Origin of the sequence: Streptomyces sp. Ag109_G2-15 (assembly GCF_900215565.1) — a bacterium.
GTDB lineage: Bacteria > Actinomycetota > Actinomycetes > Streptomycetales > Streptomycetaceae > Streptomyces > Streptomyces diastatochromogenes.
The window spans coordinates 472,432-490,427 of the sequence record NZ_OCNI01000002.1 but is presented as its reverse complement, the minus strand read 5'-3'; the positions used below and the strand labels follow the sequence as shown (position 1 = coordinate 490,427).

The 17,996-nt window shown below is 73.4% G+C and carries 15 protein-coding genes; 12 read left to right on the top strand and 3 right to left on the bottom strand.

Features of this window, described 5'->3' with window-relative positions:
* Window positions 1–16 precede the first annotated feature (16 nt).
* Entirely contained in the window at window positions 17–1,324 is a 1,308-nt protein-coding gene (locus CRP49_RS38705) for an MFS transporter (protein ID WP_179851985.1), read from the bottom strand.
* Window positions 1,325–1,665: 341 nt separating this feature from the next.
* Here CRP49_RS38705 and CRP49_RS38700 point away from each other — a divergent pair, with 341 nt between their 5' ends.
* The 7 genes from CRP49_RS38700 (at window position 1,666) to CRP49_RS38670 (ending at window position 7,112) form a co-directional block, all read left to right on the top strand.
* Window positions 1,666–2,304 carry a transcriptional regulator gene (locus CRP49_RS38700; RefSeq protein WP_097258076.1) on the top strand — a complete coding sequence of 213 codons (639 nt, stop codon included), beginning with the start codon at window positions 1,666–1,668 and terminating at the stop codon, window positions 2,302–2,304.
* An 11-nt stretch (window positions 2,305–2,315) separates the two neighbouring features.
* Window positions 2,316–3,254, top strand: coding sequence for an ornithine cyclodeaminase family protein (locus CRP49_RS38695; RefSeq protein WP_097258075.1), 939 nt, complete (start codon window positions 2,316–2,318; stop codon window positions 3,252–3,254).
* A complete protein-coding gene (locus CRP49_RS38690; protein ID WP_097258074.1) occupies window positions 3,251–4,423 on the top strand; it encodes a DSD1 family PLP-dependent enzyme in 1,173 nt (390 codons plus the stop codon). Before CRP49_RS38695 ends, CRP49_RS38690 begins: the two co-directional genes overlap by 4 nt.
* Window positions 4,424–4,762: 339 nt before the next feature.
* Entirely contained in the window at window positions 4,763–5,731 is a 969-nt protein-coding gene (locus CRP49_RS38685; protein WP_097258073.1) for a threo-3-hydroxy-L-aspartate ammonia-lyase, read from the top strand.
* 78 nt (window positions 5,732–5,809) lie between these two features.
* Window positions 5,810–6,544: a DUF1345 domain-containing protein gene (locus CRP49_RS38680; protein WP_097258072.1), complete on the top strand. Its 735-nt coding sequence runs from the start codon at window positions 5,810–5,812 to the stop codon at window positions 6,542–6,544.
* Between the two features lie 63 nt (window positions 6,545–6,607).
* Entirely contained in the window at window positions 6,608–6,898 is a 291-nt protein-coding gene (locus tag CRP49_RS38675) for a DUF6400 family protein (RefSeq protein WP_097258071.1), read from the top strand.
* Window positions 6,885–7,112 (top strand): hypothetical protein, encoded by a 228-nt coding sequence (locus CRP49_RS38670; protein WP_097258070.1) that lies wholly within the window; start codon window positions 6,885–6,887, stop codon window positions 7,110–7,112. Before CRP49_RS38675 ends, CRP49_RS38670 begins: the two co-directional genes overlap by 14 nt.
* A gap of 6 nt (window positions 7,113–7,118) precedes the next feature.
* On the opposite strand, the gene CRP49_RS38665 is transcribed toward CRP49_RS38670, so the two are convergent.
* Together CRP49_RS38665 and CRP49_RS38660 are read right to left on the bottom strand one after the other, a co-directional pair.
* Window positions 7,119–7,946: a maleylpyruvate isomerase family mycothiol-dependent enzyme gene (locus tag CRP49_RS38665; protein ID WP_097258069.1), complete on the bottom strand. Its 828-nt coding sequence runs from the start codon at window positions 7,944–7,946 to the stop codon at window positions 7,119–7,121.
* A 98-nt stretch (window positions 7,947–8,044) separates the two neighbouring features.
* Window positions 8,045–8,623 (bottom strand): hypothetical protein, encoded by a 579-nt coding sequence (locus CRP49_RS38660; protein ID WP_097258068.1) that lies wholly within the window; start codon window positions 8,621–8,623, stop codon window positions 8,045–8,047.
* Window positions 8,624–8,791: 168 nt separating this feature from the next.
* Between CRP49_RS38660 and CRP49_RS38655 the strand changes: the two genes are divergently transcribed.
* From CRP49_RS38655 to CRP49_RS38635, 5 genes are all read left to right on the top strand, one after another.
* Entirely contained in the window at window positions 8,792–11,620 is a 2,829-nt protein-coding gene (locus CRP49_RS38655; RefSeq protein WP_097258067.1) for a BTAD domain-containing putative transcriptional regulator, read from the top strand.
* A gap of 64 nt (window positions 11,621–11,684) precedes the next feature.
* Complete coding sequence (locus CRP49_RS38650) at window positions 11,685–13,499, top strand: AfsR/SARP family transcriptional regulator (RefSeq protein ID WP_097258066.1); 1,815 nt, start codon at window positions 11,685–11,687, stop codon at window positions 13,497–13,499.
* Between the two features lie 110 nt (window positions 13,500–13,609).
* On the top strand, window positions 13,610–14,533 hold the full coding sequence (locus CRP49_RS38645) for a helix-turn-helix domain-containing protein (protein WP_097258065.1): 924 nt from the start codon (window positions 13,610–13,612) through the stop codon (window positions 14,531–14,533).
* A gap of 210 nt (window positions 14,534–14,743) precedes the next feature.
* A complete protein-coding gene (locus CRP49_RS38640) occupies window positions 14,744–15,715 on the top strand; it encodes an alpha/beta hydrolase (RefSeq protein ID WP_097258064.1) in 972 nt (323 codons plus the stop codon).
* A gap of 199 nt (window positions 15,716–15,914) precedes the next feature.
* A complete protein-coding gene (locus tag CRP49_RS38635) occupies window positions 15,915–17,975 on the top strand; it encodes a serine/threonine-protein kinase (RefSeq protein ID WP_097258063.1) in 2,061 nt (686 codons plus the stop codon).
* Window positions 17,976–17,996 lie beyond the last annotated feature (21 nt).

Genomic DNA, 17,996 nt, shown 5'->3' with positions numbered 1-17,996 from the left:
GATCCAGGGCCGGACGTCAGCCTTTCGAGGGGCTCGCGCCGGCTGCGAGGCGAACGGTCGCCGGGGCACCGCTCCGGCCGATCCGCCGGGCGAGCGGCACGAGGGCGATGGCGACCGCGCCCACCAGCCCGGCGAGGGCGAACGTCGTGAAGCCCCAGCTCTCGTTGCCGCTGTCGGCCAACGCACCGATCAGCCAGGGGCCCACGACGGCGCCGGTGCGGCCGACACCGGTGACCCAGCCCAGGCCCGCCGCACGCTCGCTGCCGCGATAGACGGTGTCGGTGGCGGCGTAGACCATGACCTGCGCGCTGAACAGCCACACACCGGTGACGGCGACCACGGCGTACGTGGCGCCCAGCGGGAGATGTGCCTTGAGCAGCAGCGCTCCGGCGGCCGTCAGCACGAACCAGACCGCCGACACCCGGACCGCGCCGAACCGGTCGGCGGTGCGGCCCGCGATCAGCAGGCCGACGATGCCGCCCGCGTTGATGACGAGCAGGAAGCTGACGGAGGAGTTCAGGCCGTAGCCGGAGGCACGCATCATCTGCGGCAGCCAGGTGCTCACGCCGTAGACCAGCAGCAGACCGCAGAAGGAGGCCAGCCACAGCAGGGGAGTCGCCCAGCGCGAGTCGGGGCGGAACAGCGCGCGCACGGCGGCCAGACGGCCCCTGGCCCCGGCGGCCGGCGCGGCGACGGCGGTGGGCCGGGGGAGCCCGTAGCGGTCCGCGACGGCGTCGGCCCGCTCCCGCTCACCGCGCGCCAGCAGTACGCCGGGCGACTCGGGCAGCAGGGCGAGTAGCAGCGGCACGGCGACCACGGCCGGCAGGACGCCCGCCCAGAACACCCAGCGCCAGCCCGCCGCCGGGGCCAGGGTCAGGCCGAGGCCGGTCGCCGCCATGCCGCCCGCGTGGTACGAGGTCATCAGCAGGCCGGTGGTCAGGGCGGCCCGGCGCGGCGGTGCGAACTCCATGACCAAGGCCAGACAGAGCGGCATGAGCCCGCCGAGACCGAGACCGGAGACGAACCGGCCGACCCCGAACGGGCCGATGCCCCCGGCCAGGGCGCAGATCGCCGAGCCGACGGAGAAGAGCGACACGCTCGCGACGAGCATCAGCCGGCGGCCGAGCCAGTCGGTGAGGTTTCCGGCCGTGAGCGCGCCGATGAGCATGCCGAAGGTGGTCCAGCTGCCGATGGTGCCCGCGTCGGCCGGGGTCAGGCCGAGACCGGAGTCGTCGAGCATGTGCGGCATCACGGCGCCGTAGATGTTGACGTCCATGCCGTCGAAGAAGACGGCGAGCCAGCACAGGGCGACGACCGGGAACACCGTGCGGAGCGTGTGTGGGGGACGAGGTGCGGGGGATGTGGGGGAGGGGGTCATCTTCGTCCTCGGAGATGAATGGGCTCGGGAACAGGAGCGGCCTGTTCGCCAGGTGAAATTTGGTTCACTTTGAGCTGGCCATGAGTCTCGGGTCGGGACGGGCGAGTGTCAATGGTCGTGCGTCAGGTACGGATCCCCGTGGGACGCGGAGCGGTACCTGTACGAACTCACCTGGCCCGCACCCGTCGTCCTCGTCCGGGCTGCTGGACGGCGGCTACGTAACCGATTAGCCTCGCTGTCCAGAGTTGGAAAAAGAGTCGAACTCTGTCGAGCGGGAGGGTCACGTCATGCGTACCGCCGAGGCCGAAGCGGACGAGCACCTCATCCGCGAATCGGAGAAGATCGCCGTTGCCCTGGGCCGGATGTTCCCGGGGCTGTGCGAGGTGGTTCTGCACGACCTGCGTGATCCGAAGCACGCGATCCGGGCCATCGAGAACAACCTCTCCGGTCGTGAAGTCGGCGACTCCGCGACCGAGTTGGGGCTGGCGCGGATCGCCGACCCGCAGTACCCGAGCGTCATCCAGAACTACCCCAACCGGTTCCCCGACGGCCGCCCGGCCAAGAGCACGTCGATCGGCATCAAGAACAGCGCCGGCGAGTACATCGCGGCCCTGTGCCTGAACCTCGACGTCTCCGTCCTGTCGCCGGTCACGCTCGCCCTGTCCAACCTCGTCGCCACCGACACCGAGCATCGCGAACAGCCGCTGGAGACCCTGCGCGACCGCAACGCCCGGGAACTGCGCCAGGCGGTCGAGGCGTCGGCCGCGGAACGCGGGGGGACCCCGAGGTCGCTGGGCCGGGAGGCCAAGAAGGCGCTCGTACGGCAGTTGCACGCGGACGGCTACTTCGACTCGCGTGACGCCGCTCAGGCCATCGCGGACCTGCTCGGCGTGTCCCGCGCGACCGTCTACAACTACACCAAGTGAAGGGCCGCTCAATGAGTCGCCGTCTCCTGCACATCACCGAAGAGGAGACCGCCGCGGTCGTCGACGAGGACCTCGCGCTGCAGGCGGCCCGCGAGGCCTTCGCCGCGACCGTGGACGGCGCGGTCTTCCCCAGCGTGGCCGTGCACGGATCCGACCCGCGGAACCGGTTCACGCTCAAGCCGTCGGCCTCCGCCACGCACGCCGGGGTGAAGATCGGCAGCTACTGGCCGGGCAACCCGGAGCAGGGGCTGCCGCGCCACCACTCCACCCTGCTGCTCCTGGACCAGACGATCGGCAGGATCGCCGCCGTCCTGGAGGTCGGCGAGGCCAACGCCTACCGGACGGCGGCCGCCGACGCCCTCGCCGTCGATCTGCTGGCCCGCCCCGGCGCCTCCACCCTGGCCGTGTTCGGCACCGGGCACCAGGCCGCCTACGAGGTACGGGCCGTCAGCCGGGTCCGGCCCGTCGACGAGGTCCTGGTCGTGGGCCGCGACAAGGACCGCGCCGCACGGATGGCGGCCGACCTCGCGGCGGAGGGCCGTACCGCGACGGTCACCGGCGCCGAGGAGGCCTGCGCCCGGGCCGACGTGATCGTCACCGCCACCAACGCCCGTGCCGACGACCCGCCCCTGTTCCGGGCCCGGTGGATCCGGCCCGGTACCCATGTCTCCTGCATGGGCGCGGACGCCCCCGGCAAGCGGGAACTGGACCCCGAGCTGTTCTCCGTGGCGCGCGTCTTCTGCGATCTGCCCGAGCAGGCCCGCCGCATGGGCGACAGCCAGCACGCTCCCGAGGAGACCGTGCTCACCCCGCTCGGCGAGGTCCTCACCGGCCGGGCCACGGGACGCGGCGACGACGCCGACATCACGGTCTTCGACAGCTCCGGCATCGGCCTGCAGGACCTCTACCTGGGCCTGGCCCTTCTGAAGAGGATGGACATAACTCTGTGAGCACCACCGCACCTGCAACGCACGTCCGGAACCTGGCGGATCCCGGCACCCCGTTCGCCGTCGTCGACGTGCACAGGGCACGACGCAACATCGCACGGCTAGCCCAGCGGGCGGACCGGCTCGGGGTCACCCTGCGCCCGCACGTCAAGACGGCCAAGAGCCTCGACGTCGCCGCCCTCCTGTACGACGGCACCCCCTGCCCCGTCACCGTCTCCACCCTCGCCGAGGCCGAGGCGTTCGCCGACGCCGGCTACACCGACATCACCTACGCCGTCGGCATCGACCCCCACAAGCTGCCCCGTGTGATCGCCCTGCTCCGTCGCGGCGTCACCCTGCGCGTCCTGCTCGACAGCACCGAACAGGCGACGTCCGTCGCCGACGCCGCTCGGGAAGCGGGCATCGCCGTCCCCGCCCAGATCGAGATCGACTGCGACGGCCACCGCGGCGGACTCAGGCCCGACGCGCCGGGGCTCGTCGGCATCGGCCGCATCCTGCACGAGGCGGGCTGCCTCGACGGCGTCCTGACCCACGCGGGCGAGTCCTACTTCGCCCACACCGCCGAGGAACAGCGCCTGGCGGCGAAGAACGAACGCGACGCCGCCGTCGCCGCAGCCGACACACTGCGGGCCGCCGGGCTGCCCGTGCACATCGTCAGCGTCGGCTCCACCCCCACCGCCCACGCGGCGGACGACCTCACGGGCGTCACCGAACTGCGCGCCGGGAACTACGTCTTCTTCGACCTGGTCATGGCTGGCCTGGGCGTCTGCGACCTCGACGACCTGGCCCTGTCGGTGGTCGTCACCGTCATCGGTCACCGCCCCGAGTACGGGTGGATCATCACCGACGGCGGCTGGATGGCCATGTCCCGCGACCGCGGCACCTCCGCCCAGCCCCAGGACCAGGGCTACGGCCTCGTCGCCGACCTGACCGGCCGGCTGATCCCCGGGCTCGTCATGACCGGCGCGAGCCAGGAGCACGGCACCCTCAGCGCACGCGACGGAGCCCTCCTGCCCGACCTGCCCGTCGGCACCCGCCTGCGCATCCTGCCCAACCACGCCTGCGCCACGGCGGCCCAGCACCACGGCTACCACGTCGTCGACGGCGGCCGGCCCGACGATGGTCCCACACCCGCGATCCAGGGAGTCTGGAACCGGGTCAGCGGCTGGTAGCCCGCCGACCGAGGCTCCCGCCCACCAACGCTTCCGCCGACCGAGGCTTCCGCCCGCCCCGAGACTCCCGGCGACCGAGGCTTCCGCCCCCAAGGCTCCCGCCCCCCGAGACTCCCGCCGACCGAGGCTCCCGCCTCCAAGGCTCCCGCCCCCAAGGCGCTCCCGCCCCCCGAGACTCCCGCCGACCGAGGCCTCCTCGACCGAGGCTTCCGCCCACGAAGGCTTCCGCCCCCCGAGGCTTCCGCCCACGAAGGCTCCCGCCCCCCGAGGCTTCCGCCCACCAAAGCTCCCGCCCACCTCCTTACTCCTGCCGCAAGGCTCCGACAGCAAGGACACGCCATGGCCGCCGCTTCGCCCGTAACGTTCGACGACGTCCGTGACGCCGCCGCGCGCCTCAAGGGCATCGCCCACCGCACCCCCGTCCTCACCTCGCGCACGCTCGACGCCCTCGTCGGTGCCGAGGTGTTCATCAAGTGCGAGAACTTCCAGCGGATCGGCGCCTTCAAGATCCGCGGCGCCTACAACGCGGCCGCCCAGCTCTCTCCCGAGCAACTGGCCAAGGGCATCGCCGCCTACTCCTCCGGCAACCACGCCCAGGCCACCGCCCTGGCCGCCCGCGAACTCGGCACCAGCGCCGTCATCCTGATGCCCGAGGACGCCCCCCGGTCCAAGATGGCGGCCACCGCCGGCTACGGGGCGGAGATCGTGACGTACGACCGCTACACCCAGGACCGCACGGCCCTCGGCGAGGCCCTGGCCGAGGACCGCGGCCTGGCCCTGATCCCGCCCTACGACCACCCGCACGTCATCGCCGGCCAGGGCACGGCCGCCCTCGAACTCCTGGAGGACACCGGAGAACTCGACGCACTCGTCGTGCCCGTCGGCGGGGGCGGCCTCATCGCCGGGAGCGCCACCACCGCCAATGCGCTGCACCCCGGCATCCGCATGATCGGCGTCGAGCCCGAAGCGGGCGACGACACCAAGCGGTCCCTGGAGAGCGGTGAGCGCGTCACCATTCCCGTGCCCCGCACCATCGCCGACGGCCAGGCGATCTCCACCCCCGGCGAGATCACCTTCGACATCAACCGGCGCCTGGTCGACGCCGTCACCCTGGTCAGCGACGAGGAGATCGTCCAGGCCATGAGGTTCGCCTTCGAGCGCCTGAAGATCGTCCTGGAACCCAGCGGCGCGACGGGCCTGGCAGCCCTCCTGTCCGCACGCGTCGACAACCTCCCGCGGCGGATCGGTGTCATCGCCTCGGGCGGCAACATCGACACCGAGCGGTTCACGGCGCTCATCAGCGGCTGAGGCGGAGGTCGGAGCCGGTACGCCGGGTGGTGGGCACCCCCTCCGCCGGGTGGCCCGGCACCCGGGACAATCTTGGCCATGACCGAAGAGACGGGCGACGCCGAGAACCGCTTGGCCAGGATCGAGCGAATGCTGGCGAGCCGCGAACGTGATCTGGTCCCCGCGTGGCAGCGGGCGACGCGCGGGGAGCCGCGCTGGGCGGTGACCGCCGCGATCCTGGTGGCGGTCGCCCTGCAGCTGATGCTGCCGCACCGGCTCGCGCTCCAGCCGTTCTGGGCACTGCCCGTACTGGAGCTGGTGCTGCTGGCAGGCCTGATCGCCGCGAACCCCCGGCGGGTCGAGCCCCGTACACGCCGGCTGCGGTGGCTGGGGCTGGGCCTGATCTGCGTCATCAGCCTGGCCAACGGTCTGGCGGCCATCCGGCTCGTGGCGGACCTGGTGAGCGGCACCGCGGGGGCGGACGCGGTGCCGCTGCTGCTCACCGGCGGCGGCATCTGGCTGACCAACGTCATCGTTTTCGCCCTGTGGTACTGGGAGTGGGACCGCGGCGGCCCGATGGCACGCGCCCTCGGCCGGCAGCAGCACGCAGACTTCCTCTTCGTGCAGATGCAGAGCCCGGAGACCGCCCCGCCGGACTGGGAGCCGGCGTTCCTGGACTACCTGTACCTCTCCTTCACCAACTCCACCGCGTTCAGCCCGACCGACGTGATGCCCCTGTCACGGTGGGCGAAGATGCTGATGATGCTGCAGTCCTCGGTCTCTCTGGTGACCGTGGTCCTGGTGGTCGCGCGGGCCGTGAACATCCTGAAGTGACCTGCTGTGACTTCTCCCACCTGCTCTTGCCCTGGTGGGAGAGGCTTACCTACGTTCGGTCGTATGTCCTCCTTTGACCCCATCCTTCCCGGCGAGCCGGACGAGCCTGCCGCAGAGAGCACATCCGCGCCCGTCGACTTCGTGGTCGACCTGACCGCGCACGAAATGCTCCGGCGCACGCACGCCCTGGCCGCTCTGGGGCCCGACTGGGACCCCGTCGCGGCGCTGCGCGGTGAGGAGGAGGCGTACGACCTGCTGTACTCCGGCCTCGACGCGGAGCAGCAGCGCGTCTACGACGAGCTGGTCGCGGCCGGGGTGCTCCCCAGGCGCGGGGGCGGCGATGCTGCCGCTTGACCCGCAGGCCGACATCGGGCGCCGTGCCTGGGTGGACTGCCCGAACTGCGACGACCGCCGGCAGTGCGCCACCTGCGAGCAGGGGCGTGCGTGCCACGACCACTGGCGCTACCTGCTCTCCAACACCGGCAGCCTGCTCCACCTGCAGTGCCCGTCCTGCACCCACGTCTGGACCCACGAGACCGACTTCGGCGCCACCCGGCACCAGGGGTGAGACCGCTCAGGGTGCGGTGAACAGGGTCGGGAAGCGGGGAGCCAGCCAGGGCTTGGCTCCCCAGGCGAGCACCTGCCCCCGGGCGATGGCACGCCAGGGGTTGAGCCGGCCCAGCGCGATCAGGAGGAACGCGGTGGGCTCGATGAGGATGGTGCAGTCCGAGCGGCCCGGCGGCGGCCCCGGTGTCACCTGCACGGCGCCGTCGGCCAGGGACACGCCGAACGCCTCGCCCCCGCGGAGCCGGACCGTGTAACGGGCCGTGAGACCGGCGGCGGCCGCGGTGTTCGTGACGCGCGGCATGACCGAGAGCATGAACGGCATACAGAGGCCCACGCGCGGGCCGTCGAGCATGTGCGGGCGGTCCAGGGCGCGCGCGAGATCGTATCCGTGGCCCAGCATGTGCGTGAGCAGGTAGGACGCGAGAACGCCGCGGTCCATGGTGCCCATGGGCGTGGTCGGGGTACGGCCCGCTGTGCCCGTCCGCGCCACGGCGTCCAGGAATACCTCGGCCTGCTTCGCGATCATTGTCGCCAGTGGCTCGGCCCGGCGCTCCCCGAAGCCGGCGAGGGACTCGGCGTTCGCCGCGGCCAGGCTCTGCGGGGTGCCGTCCCCGTACGGGCGCTCACGCCCGGAGGCGAGGTCGGCCATCAGCTCGTTGGCCAGGGCCAGATGTGCGGCCGCCTCGCCGACGCTCCACTCCGATCCCGGTACGGGAACCGCCGTGTCGGGCACACGCCGCAACAGCGCGGCGATGTCCTCGGCGGTCCCGCGTATCGCCTGCCCGAGGTCCTCGGGCAGCGGCCCCCCGATGTCCTGCCGTTCCGTCACCTGCACGCCGCCCGCCCCTCCCGCCTGCCACGCCCCGAGCGCACGGGGCGCCGCGTACCCAATCAGACTCGGGAACGCGGGGCAAGCCCGCGGGCGGCGCGCGCTCAGCGGCTGCCCGTCCAGTTGTGGGCCACGTCGACCACCACACGGTCGGGCAGCTGGATCACCCGGAACGGCAGCCGGGCCCGGACCCCGAGGCCGATCTGCGTCTCACCCTCGAAACTGCCGGCGAACCGGGTGTCCCGGAAGGTGCGGTAACCGCTGACGTTCACGCCCGGAAGGGTGTGCCCCACCCGTCCCGGATACGTCGGTGTGCCGGTCTCCGGGTCGTAACTCGGCGCGCCGATATGGACGTCGAGGATGGCCCCGCCGCCGACCGGGATGTAGCGGCCGCTGGCGGTCTGGTGGAGCCGGTGCACGTACCGGACGGAGAAGCCGATGGACCGGCCACCGCCGGGCACGTCGAAGACCATGCGGTCGAAGCAGGCGTGCCGACCGGTCCTGATGTTGTCCAGCGGCACGGCCCCGGCGGTGGGACCGCCCTTGGCGCCGCTGCCCCAGCCGGTCGGACACGCCGTCGCCCGCGCGGTGGCCGCAGGTGCGGCGCCCGCCGTGCTCGACGCCGTCGCCAGCCCGGTGCCCGCCAGAACGAGCGCCGCTATCACTGCCCCAATTCTTCGCATGATGTCCCCCTTGGTCGAGTCATGCTGTTATCGGGTGAGACACGCAGGTATGGCGAAAGGTTGCACGCCGAGTGCCCGGAGTTTCAGGGGTCTCGCGGGGCAGTAACTCTCGGTCACTGATCCGGTGACGTACAGTCGAGGCCGGGGAGGCAGACCGGAGGGGGCGTCATGCCGGACGAGTCGGCCGTGCGGTTCGCGGTGCTGGGGCCGGTGCGGGTCTGGCGCGGGGAGCGCGAGCTGGATCTCGGGGGGCCTCAGGAACGGGCGCTGCTGGCCCTCCTGTTGCTCAGGGCAGGTCAGCCCGTCCCCGTACCCGAGATCGTCGACGCGCTGTGGGGACCGCACCCTCCGCGCACCGCCGTCAACGTCGTCCGCCGTCATGTCGGCTCCCTGCGCCGCCTGTTGGAGCCCGGGCTGCCCGCGCGGGCGTCGGGCCGCCGGCTGGTACGCGGCGCGGGTGGCTACCGGCTGGTCACCGACGGCGACGCCCTGGACCTCGTACGCTTCCGCGGGCTGCGGGACGAAGCCCGGCGGGCCGCCGCCGAAGGCTCGCCCGCACGGGCCGTGGATCTGCTCGCCGAGGCGCTGTCGTTGTGGAACGGACCGGTGGCGTCCGGGATCTCCCCGGACGTGCGCGACCGCCTGGCGGTCGGCGGCCCGCAGCGCGAGCGCCTCGCTGCCGTGCGCGAGGCGGCCGACGCGGCGCTGCGCGCCGGCGTACCGGGCCGGGTGCTGCCGGAACTCCGGGACGCCGTCGCCGAGCACCCGCTGGACGAGCCCCTGCTGGCCCGGCTGGTCCTGGCCCTCGCGGCCACCGGCCGCCGCGCCGAGGCGCTGAGCACCTACCGGGCCGCGTGCGCCCGCCTCGCCGACGAGCTGGGCATCGATCCCGGACCCGAACTACGGGACGCGCTGCACGAGGCGACCGGTCCGGGTGCCGACACACCGCCCCGGGAATCCCTGGGTCCGCGCACCGCCGTACCCGCCCAACTGCCCCACGACCTGCCGACGTTCACCGGTCGCCACGCCGAGCTGGAGGAGGTGCTCGGCTCGCTCGCCGACGACGCGGAGCAGGCCGAGACGGTGCTGATCTCCGCGCTCGGCGGCATGGCGGGCGTGGGCAAGACCGCGCTCGCCGTCCACTGGGCCCACCGGGTCGCCGACCGCTATCCGGACGGGCAGCTCTACGCCGACCTGCGCGGCTTCGCCCCGTCCGGGTCGATCACCGACCCGGGGGAGGCCCTGCGCGGCTTCCTCGACGCGCTCGGGGTGCCGCCGGAGCGCATCCCGCGGGGCCTGGACGCCCAGGCCGCGCTCTACCGCAGCGTGCTGTCCGGACGGCGGGTGCTCGTCCTGCTCGACAACGCGCGTGACGCGGAGCAGGTACGGCCGCTGCTGCCCGGCGCGCCCGGCTGCCTCACCGTGGTCACCAGCCGGGACGAACTCACCGGCCTGGTGGCCGCCCACGGAGCCCGCTCCCTGACCCTGCGGCCGTTCGACCCCGGCCAGGCACGGGCGTTCCTCGCCGGCCGGCTGGGCGCGCGGCGGATCGCCGCCGAACCCGGGGCGGTGGACGAGATCATCACCCGGTGCGCCGGACTGCCCCTCGCCCTCGCCTGCGTGGCCGCCCGGGCCGCCCTGCGCCCCCACTTCCCGCTGGCGGCCGTCGCCGCCGAACTGCGCGAGGCCCACGGCAGCCTCGACGCCTTCACCCGGCCCGACACCTCGGCTGACGTCGCCACGGTGTTCTCCTGGTCCGCACATGCCGTGTCGGCCGAAGCCGCCCGGCTCTTCCGGTTCCTCGCCCTGCACCCCGGCCCGGACGCCTCCCCGGCCGCCGCGGCCGCGCTCGCCGGACTGCCGCTCCGTCAGGTGCGTCCCCTGCTCGCCGAACTCTGCGGCGTCCACCTCGTCAACGAACCCGCCCCCGGCCGCCACGCCTTCCACGACCTGCTCCGCGCGCACGCCACCGAACTCCTCCAGACCCACCACGGCGAGGACGAGCGGCAGGAGGCGGTCGACAGGCTGTTCGCGCACTACCTGCACCGCGCCCATGCCGCCGGTGCGGTACTCGACCCCAGTGGGGATCTCCCGCCCCTGCCGGAAGGCACGCACGCCGAACCGTTCGCCGACGACAGCCAGGCCCTGGCCTGGCTCGGTGCCGAGTACGGGGCGCTGCCCGCCGTCATCCAGGAGGCGGCGGCCTCCCGTCGCGACCGGCTCGCGTGTCTGCTGGCCTGGTCCCTGGAACCGTACTTCGAACGGCGCGGCCACTGGCACGACGGGCTGACCGCCCAGCGCACCGCGCTCGACGCCGCGCTGCGGCTCGCCGAGCCCGCCCTGGAGGCCCGCGCCCGGCGGGGCCTCGGCCGGGCGGCGGGCAGACTGGGCCTGCACGACGAGGCCCGCGCCCACCTCGACCGGGCCCTGGAGCTGTTCACCGGTCTCGGTGACCTCGTCGGCCGGGCGGGAACCCACCGCAGCCTGGGCTGGACGAGCGAGCAGCAGGGCGACCTGGCCGGGGCCCTGCGGCACAACCGGCTCGCCCTCGACCTGTTCCGTACGGCGGGGCACCGGCCGGCGCAGGCCAGCGTCCTCAACTCCGTCGGCTGGTACCACGTCCTGCTCGGCGAGCACCGGCAGGCGCTCACGCACTGCTTCGAGGCCCTGACCCTGCTCCAGGACCTGGGCGACCGCTACGGCCAGGCCGCGACCTGGGACAGCATCGCCTACGCCTACCACCACCTCGGCCGACACCCGCACGCCCTGCTCGGCTACCGCAACGCGCTGACCCTGTACCGCGCGCTCGGAGTGCCGTACCCGGAGGCCGACACGCTCACCCGCATCGGCGAGACCCATCTGGCCACCGGCGACCGCGACAGCGCCCGGGCCGCCTGGGAACAGGCCCTCACCCTCCTCACCGCGCTCGGCCATCCCGACGCCGACAGGGTCCGGGCCCGACTCGACGGACGGGACGAGTGGGTCGGCGCGGTGTGAGCGGCGGACACACGCACGACGCGGCGGCGGTCGGTGGCCGTGCCGGACGGGACTCGGTGAAGTGATGCGGTTCGAAGTGCTCGGATCCCTGCGGGTGGTGCGCGGGGAGACCGAGCTGGATCTCGGCTTCCCCCAGCAACGGGCCCTGCTCGGGCTGCTGCTGGTGCACACGGGCCGGTCCGTGCGGATGAGCGAGATCGTCGACGTGCTCTGGCCCGGGCAGCCGCCCGCCAGCGCCCGGAACGTGGTGCGCCGCTACGTCGGTGCGCTGCGCAGGCTGCTGGAACCGGAACTGCCGCCACGCGCGCCCGGCCGGCGCCTGCTGACCCGTACCGGTGGCTATCTGCTGGAGGCGGACACCGACGAGGTCGACCTGCTGTGCTTCCGCGACCTCACCCGACAGGGCATGCGGGCCGCCGCCACCGGACGGCCGGAGGAGGCGGTACGGCACTTCGCCGACGCCCTCGCCCTGTGGCGCGGTCCGGTGGCGACCGGGATAGCCGAGGCCACGCGCGCGCACCTCCACTTCTCTGCCGTGGAGCGGGAATTCGTGCGCACCGCGCAGATGGCGGCGGACGCCGCGCTGCTGTGCGGCAGGTCGGAGCAGGTGCTCCCCGCCCTGCGCAGAGCCGCCGTACTCGAACCGCTGGACGAGGCGCTGCACGCCCGACTGGTCCTGTCGCTGGCGGCCCGCGGACTGCAGGCCGAGGCGTTGACCGCGTACGAGGACGTCCGGCGCGACCTGGCCGCGCAGCTCGGCGTCCCACCCGGTCCCGAACTGGGCGCGGCCCACGCCCGCGTCCTGCGCCAAGAGGTGCGGCCCGCCGGGCGGGACGCGCCCCCGGTGCGACGGCGGTCTCCGGAACCCTTCGTCCGGCCCGCCCAGTTGCCGCCCGACCTCGCCGTCTTCACGGGCCGTGGCACCGAGCTGGAGACGCTGAACGCCCTCGCCGACGCCACGGCGGCCACCGACGGGGTGCCCGCGACCGTCCTGATCAGCGGAATGGCGGGCATCGGCAAGACCGCCCTGGCGGTCCACTCGGCGCACCGCGCCGCAGACCGTTTCCCGGACGGCCAACTCCACGTGGAGCTGGGCGGCTTCGACCCACGCCGGTCCGCCCTGGAACCCGCCGAGGCGCTACGGCAGCTCCTCGCCGCCCTCGGAGTGACCGCGCGGCGGATGCCGGAGGGCGTGGACGCGCTCGCCGGCCTCTACCGCGGCCTGCTGGCGGGCCGCCGCCTTCTCGTCCTCCTCGACGGCGCCGCCGGCACCGAGCAGCTGCGTCCCCTGCTGCCCGCCTCGCCCGGTTGCCTGACGGTGGTCACAAGCCGCAACGCACTGCCCGGCCTGATCGCCGCCGGCGCACGCCCGCTGCGCCTGGACCTGCCGTCCGCAGCGGACGCCCGCGCCGCCCTGGCCCGGCGGATCGGCTTCGCGCGCATGACCGCAGAACCCGAGGCGGTCGAGGAGATCGTCGCGCGGTGCGGGCGGCTGCCGCTGGCCCTCGCCGTCGTCGCCGCGCGCGCCACCAGCCGCAGGGACTTCCCGCTGGCCGCCCTCGCCGCCGAACTCCGCGCCGCCCACGGCAGCCTCGACGCCCTCTCGTCCGCCAAGGGGGCAGCCGACGTCCGCACCGCGTTCCACTGCTCCTACCGGACCCTGTCGGCGCGCAGCGCGCGGCTGTTCCGGCTGCTTCCGCAGCACACGGGCCCCCTCGTCACGGCCGGTGCCGCCGCGGCACTCGCCGACCTGCCGGTGCGCGAGGCCCGGGCGCTCCTGGGCGAGCTGGCCGAGGCGCACCTCGTCACCGAAGCCACGCCCGGCCGCTACGCCCTGCACGAGCTGCTGCGCGCCTTCGCCACCGAACTCACCGCGTAGCCTCCCTCACTTCCCTGTCACTCTTTTTGCACATCCCCCGACCTACGCTCCCGGCGAAGTGGCCGACCGGATCGCCGCTTCACGTGACGACAGAGCGGAGGCGACGGCGGATGACGGCGACGACCGGCATCGAGGCGAGCGGCGGACACCCGGGCTCACCGCGACCGGGGCGCGTGTGGCGGCGGGCCATGGGACTGGACATCCTCATCACGGACCCGGCCCCCGCCGTGCTGCCCCGCGAACGCTCGCCGTACGGGCAACCCGACCTCGCCGCAGGGCCCCACAGGTGGACCGCCCGCGACAGCGGTGAGTACCTGTTCGTGGGCGTGCGGGGCGGCGGGCCGCTGTTACTGCAGGAACCCTCCGTGGACGGCGTGCTCGGCCCGGGCGACATCTGCTTCTACGACCTGTACCGCCCGCCCTCGCTGCACCTCCCCGAGCGATGCCGTACGAAGACGTTCCTGCTCTCGCGCGAACAACTGGGGCTCGCGGACCGCGACCTGCACCGGATCACCAGGGTGCCCGTGCGCCGCGACTCCCGGATGGGCTCGCTCCTCTCGCCGTTCCTGTCCGGCCTCGCCGACACCGCCGTGGTGTCGCGGCCCGCGGTCGGCGAGATGCTCGCCTGGAACGCCGCGAACCTGCTCACCACCCTCGCCACGGAGCACCTGCGGGAAAACGGGAGGGCGGCCGTCGGCGACCAGCCGTCCCTGGTGTGCCGGATCCTCAGGTTCATCGACCTGAACCTGGGCGACGTGGAGCTGTCTCCCGAGCGGATCGCCCGAGCCCACCACATCTCCGTGCGCTACCTGCACAAGCTCTTCGCGGACCAAGGGACCACGGTCGGCAGGCGGATCCTGCTGCGCCGGCTGGAGGAGTGCCGGCGCGAACTCGCGGACCGGTCCCGCGGGACCCGGACCATCGCCGCGGTGGCGGGCCGCTGGGGCTTCGCCAGCGCCACGCACTTCAGCCGCGTCTTCCGCACCACGTACGGGATGACCCCGCGCGAGTGGCGGGACTCCGCGGACCGGTAGACAGCCGTTGGCGCACCGGACCGTACCTCGGATCGCATCGCACCGCACCGACAGCGGCGCCCGGCGGATCCGTGCACTGTCGGCACACCGACCGTTCGCTCACGGGCAACTGACCTCCGCCCAGCGGTTCTACGGTGGCGCTCGGCGGTGCCGGAGCACTCAGCACATCCCGCCGGACGATCCGGCGCCCACGAAATCCGAGGAGAATCGATGTCCGATGCCGTAGCACCGGTCCAGCCGGTCCTGGAGCCCGCCGCCGCCGAGTTCGCGCGGGCGACCGCCAATCCGCCGTACCTGTTCGACCTCGCCCCGGCGGAGGGCCGTAAGGCGGTCGACGAGGTGCAGTCCGGCGACATCGGGAAGCCGGCCGTCGACGAGGAGTGGATCACCGTCTCGGGCGGCCCCACGGGCAGCGTCCGGGCCCGGATCGTCAAGCCCGCCGGAGCCACTGGCGCCCTCCCGGTGATCGTCTACATCCACGGCGCCGGCTGGGTCTTCGGCAACGCCCACACCCACGACCGCCTGGTGCGCGAACTCGCCGTCGGCGCCGACGCGGCCGTCGTCTTCCCCGAGTACGACCTGTCGCCCGAGGCCCGCTACCCGGTCGCCATCGAGCAGAACTACGCCGTCGCCCGCTGGGTCGTGGAGCAGGGCGCGGCCAAGGGCCTGGACGGCTCCCGGCTGGCCGTGGCCGGTGACTCCGTCGGCGGCAACATGACCGCCGCCCTCACCCTGATGGCCAAGGAGCGCGGCGGCCTCCCGTTGGTCCAGCAGGTGCTGTTCTACCCGGTCACGGACGCGAACTTCGACACCGGCTCCTACCACCAGTTCGCCACCGGCTACTTCCTGCGCCGCGACGGCATGCAGTGGTTCTGGGACCAGTACACGACCGACGAGGCCGAGCGCGCGCAGATCACCGCCTCCCCGCTGCGCGCCACCACGGAGCAGCTCAAGGATCTGCCCCCGGCCCTGGTCGTCACCGCCGAGGCGGACGTCCTGCGGGACGAGGGCGAGGCCTACGCCAACAAGCTGCGCGAGGCCGGCGTACCCGTCACCGCGGTGCGCTTCCAGGGCGTCATCCACGACTTCGTCATGCTCAACGCCCTGCGCGGCACCCACGCCGCCGAGGCCGCCATCACCCTGGCCGCCCGCACCCTGCACGCGGCCCTGCACACCGCCTGAAGCCGGACGGGTCGCCCTTCCGTCCGTGCGGGAGGGCGATCCCGTAAGCAGCTTGATGGTGTGTCAGACGCGGCGAGCATCGCCGTGAGCCTGTGACCTCCCGCCCCCCGAGACGCGTGCCGACTTCAACCATCTGCGTGATATACACGTTCTCCATATCTTCCGCACGGTCTGTTGGCATGCTCCTGGGGGGAGTTCCGTGAGCACTACTGGCGCGGGCGGGCGGGTTCAGCCTGCCCACCCGGGGGACCCCGCCCGCATCGGCCCGTACCGGATCATCGGCCGTCTCGGCTCCGGTGGCATGGGCACGGTCCACGCCGGCCTCACCGCCGACGGACTCAGGGTCGCGGTCAAGGTGATCCACCCCGCGCAGGCCCAGGACCCGGAGTTCCGGGCCAGGTTCCGCCGCGAGGTGCACCTCTCCGCCCGGGTACAGGGCCCCTGCCTCGTGCCCCTGCTCGCCGCCGACCCCGAGGCCGACGCACCCTGGCTGGCGACCGCCTACGCGCCCGGCCCCACCCTCAACCGGCACCTGGCCGAGCACGGCCCGCTCACCGGCGGCACCCTGTACGCGTTCGCGACCGGTACGGCCCAGGCGCTGGCGGCCATCCACGCGGCCGGCGTGGTCCACCGGGACGTGAAGCCGCAGAACGTCATCCTCACGCCCGCCGGGCCCCGCGTGCTGGACTTCGGTATCGCCCACGCCGCCGACGGCACCAGCGTGACCCGGACCGGCGTCCTGACCGGCACCCCCGGCTGGATCAGCCCCGAGTACTACCGCGACGGCACGGCCGGACCCGAGGGCGACCTGTTCGCCTGGGGTGCGCTGGTGGCCTACGCCGCGACCGGCCGTCTCCCCTTCGGCGGCGGCGCGCCGGACGCGGTCGCGTTCCGAGTCATGTCGGGGGAACCCGATCTGGACGGCGTTCCGCAGGAGGTGCGGGAGATCGTGACGACGGCGCTCGCGAAGGAGCCCGCCGACCGGATACCCGCCGTCACGGCGGCGGAGCAGTGCGCACGGCTGCTCGCCGCACAGACCACCCAGGTCGTCGGCGGCGAGGTGCACCTGGGACCCACCGGTGCCGGCGACCCGGTCATGGCCCAGTGGGACCTGCCCACCCTGGACGATCCCCGCTGGCACGCCCCGGCGCCATCGTCCTCCCGTAAGCGGACCATCACGACCGTCCTCGTCGCAGCAGCCGTGGCCGGCGGCCTCGCGGGCGCCGCCATCGCCTTCCCACGCGGGGGCAGCGACCACGCCGGAAAGTCCGACGAGTCCACGGCCACCGCATCCCCGGCCGCGCACGAGGACAGCACCGCACGTCACACCGGATCCGCCGCGCCCGGCGGGACGACGCGGGCGCCGGAGCCGGCGGCCGATCCGCGGAGGGCGGCCGTCCCGACCGACCCCCTCGCCGGAGTGCCCGACCCCGCCTTCACCCGTGCCGGGGACGAGACCCAGCCCGGCGACGACGAGTGGAGAGCCAGCACCGTAGCGGGCACCGCGGCCGAGCAGGACGTGGCGAAGGCGGTCCGGGACGACGTGAGGACCATGCTCGCCACCAAGGACATGGCCTTCATGGAGCCCACGGTCACGTTCAACGAGCGTGCGCAGACGCTGATGGTGACCGGCGGCCCGATCTCCCAGCTTCCCGAGGAACAGCAGGAAGTGTTCCGCAGGAGCGGGGAGATGGCGGCCTGCACCGCCCTGGCCCGCAGGCTCGCGGACGACCCCACCGCCTGGCCCTACGGCCGCTACTCGGTCTTCTGGAAGGACTCCGACACCGATCCCGAGCCGAACATCCTCGGCTTCGGCGAGGCCACCGACGGGTGCTACAACCAGACCGCCGGGCAGTGGCAGGGCGACGAGTCCGGCATGGCGACCGCGCAGATACCGAGCAGCGACCAGGCGGAGATCCGCGTCGCCGACGCCACCGACAAGGCCATCACCGCGGCCTGGAAGGGCAGGGTCGCCGAGGGGAACGGGGTGGATCCCGCGGCCGCGGACAACGACATCAGCCTCGGCTTCGATCCCGTCGAGAAGGCCGCCTACGTGTGGATGCACGACCCCGACGGCACACTGATCGGCCGCGCCCAACGGGACAACTTCCAGGACGTCGTCACCACCACCGCGTGCCGGAGGCTGGTCTCCGAGTACAGCCGCAACAAGGCCTGGAAGTACACCCGTTGGTCCATCGCCGTGTTCGAGGGCAACGCCCGCTTCCCCGAGCTCACGGGCTCGGGCGACTGCATGCGGTAACGGGCCGGAGCGGCAGGGCGT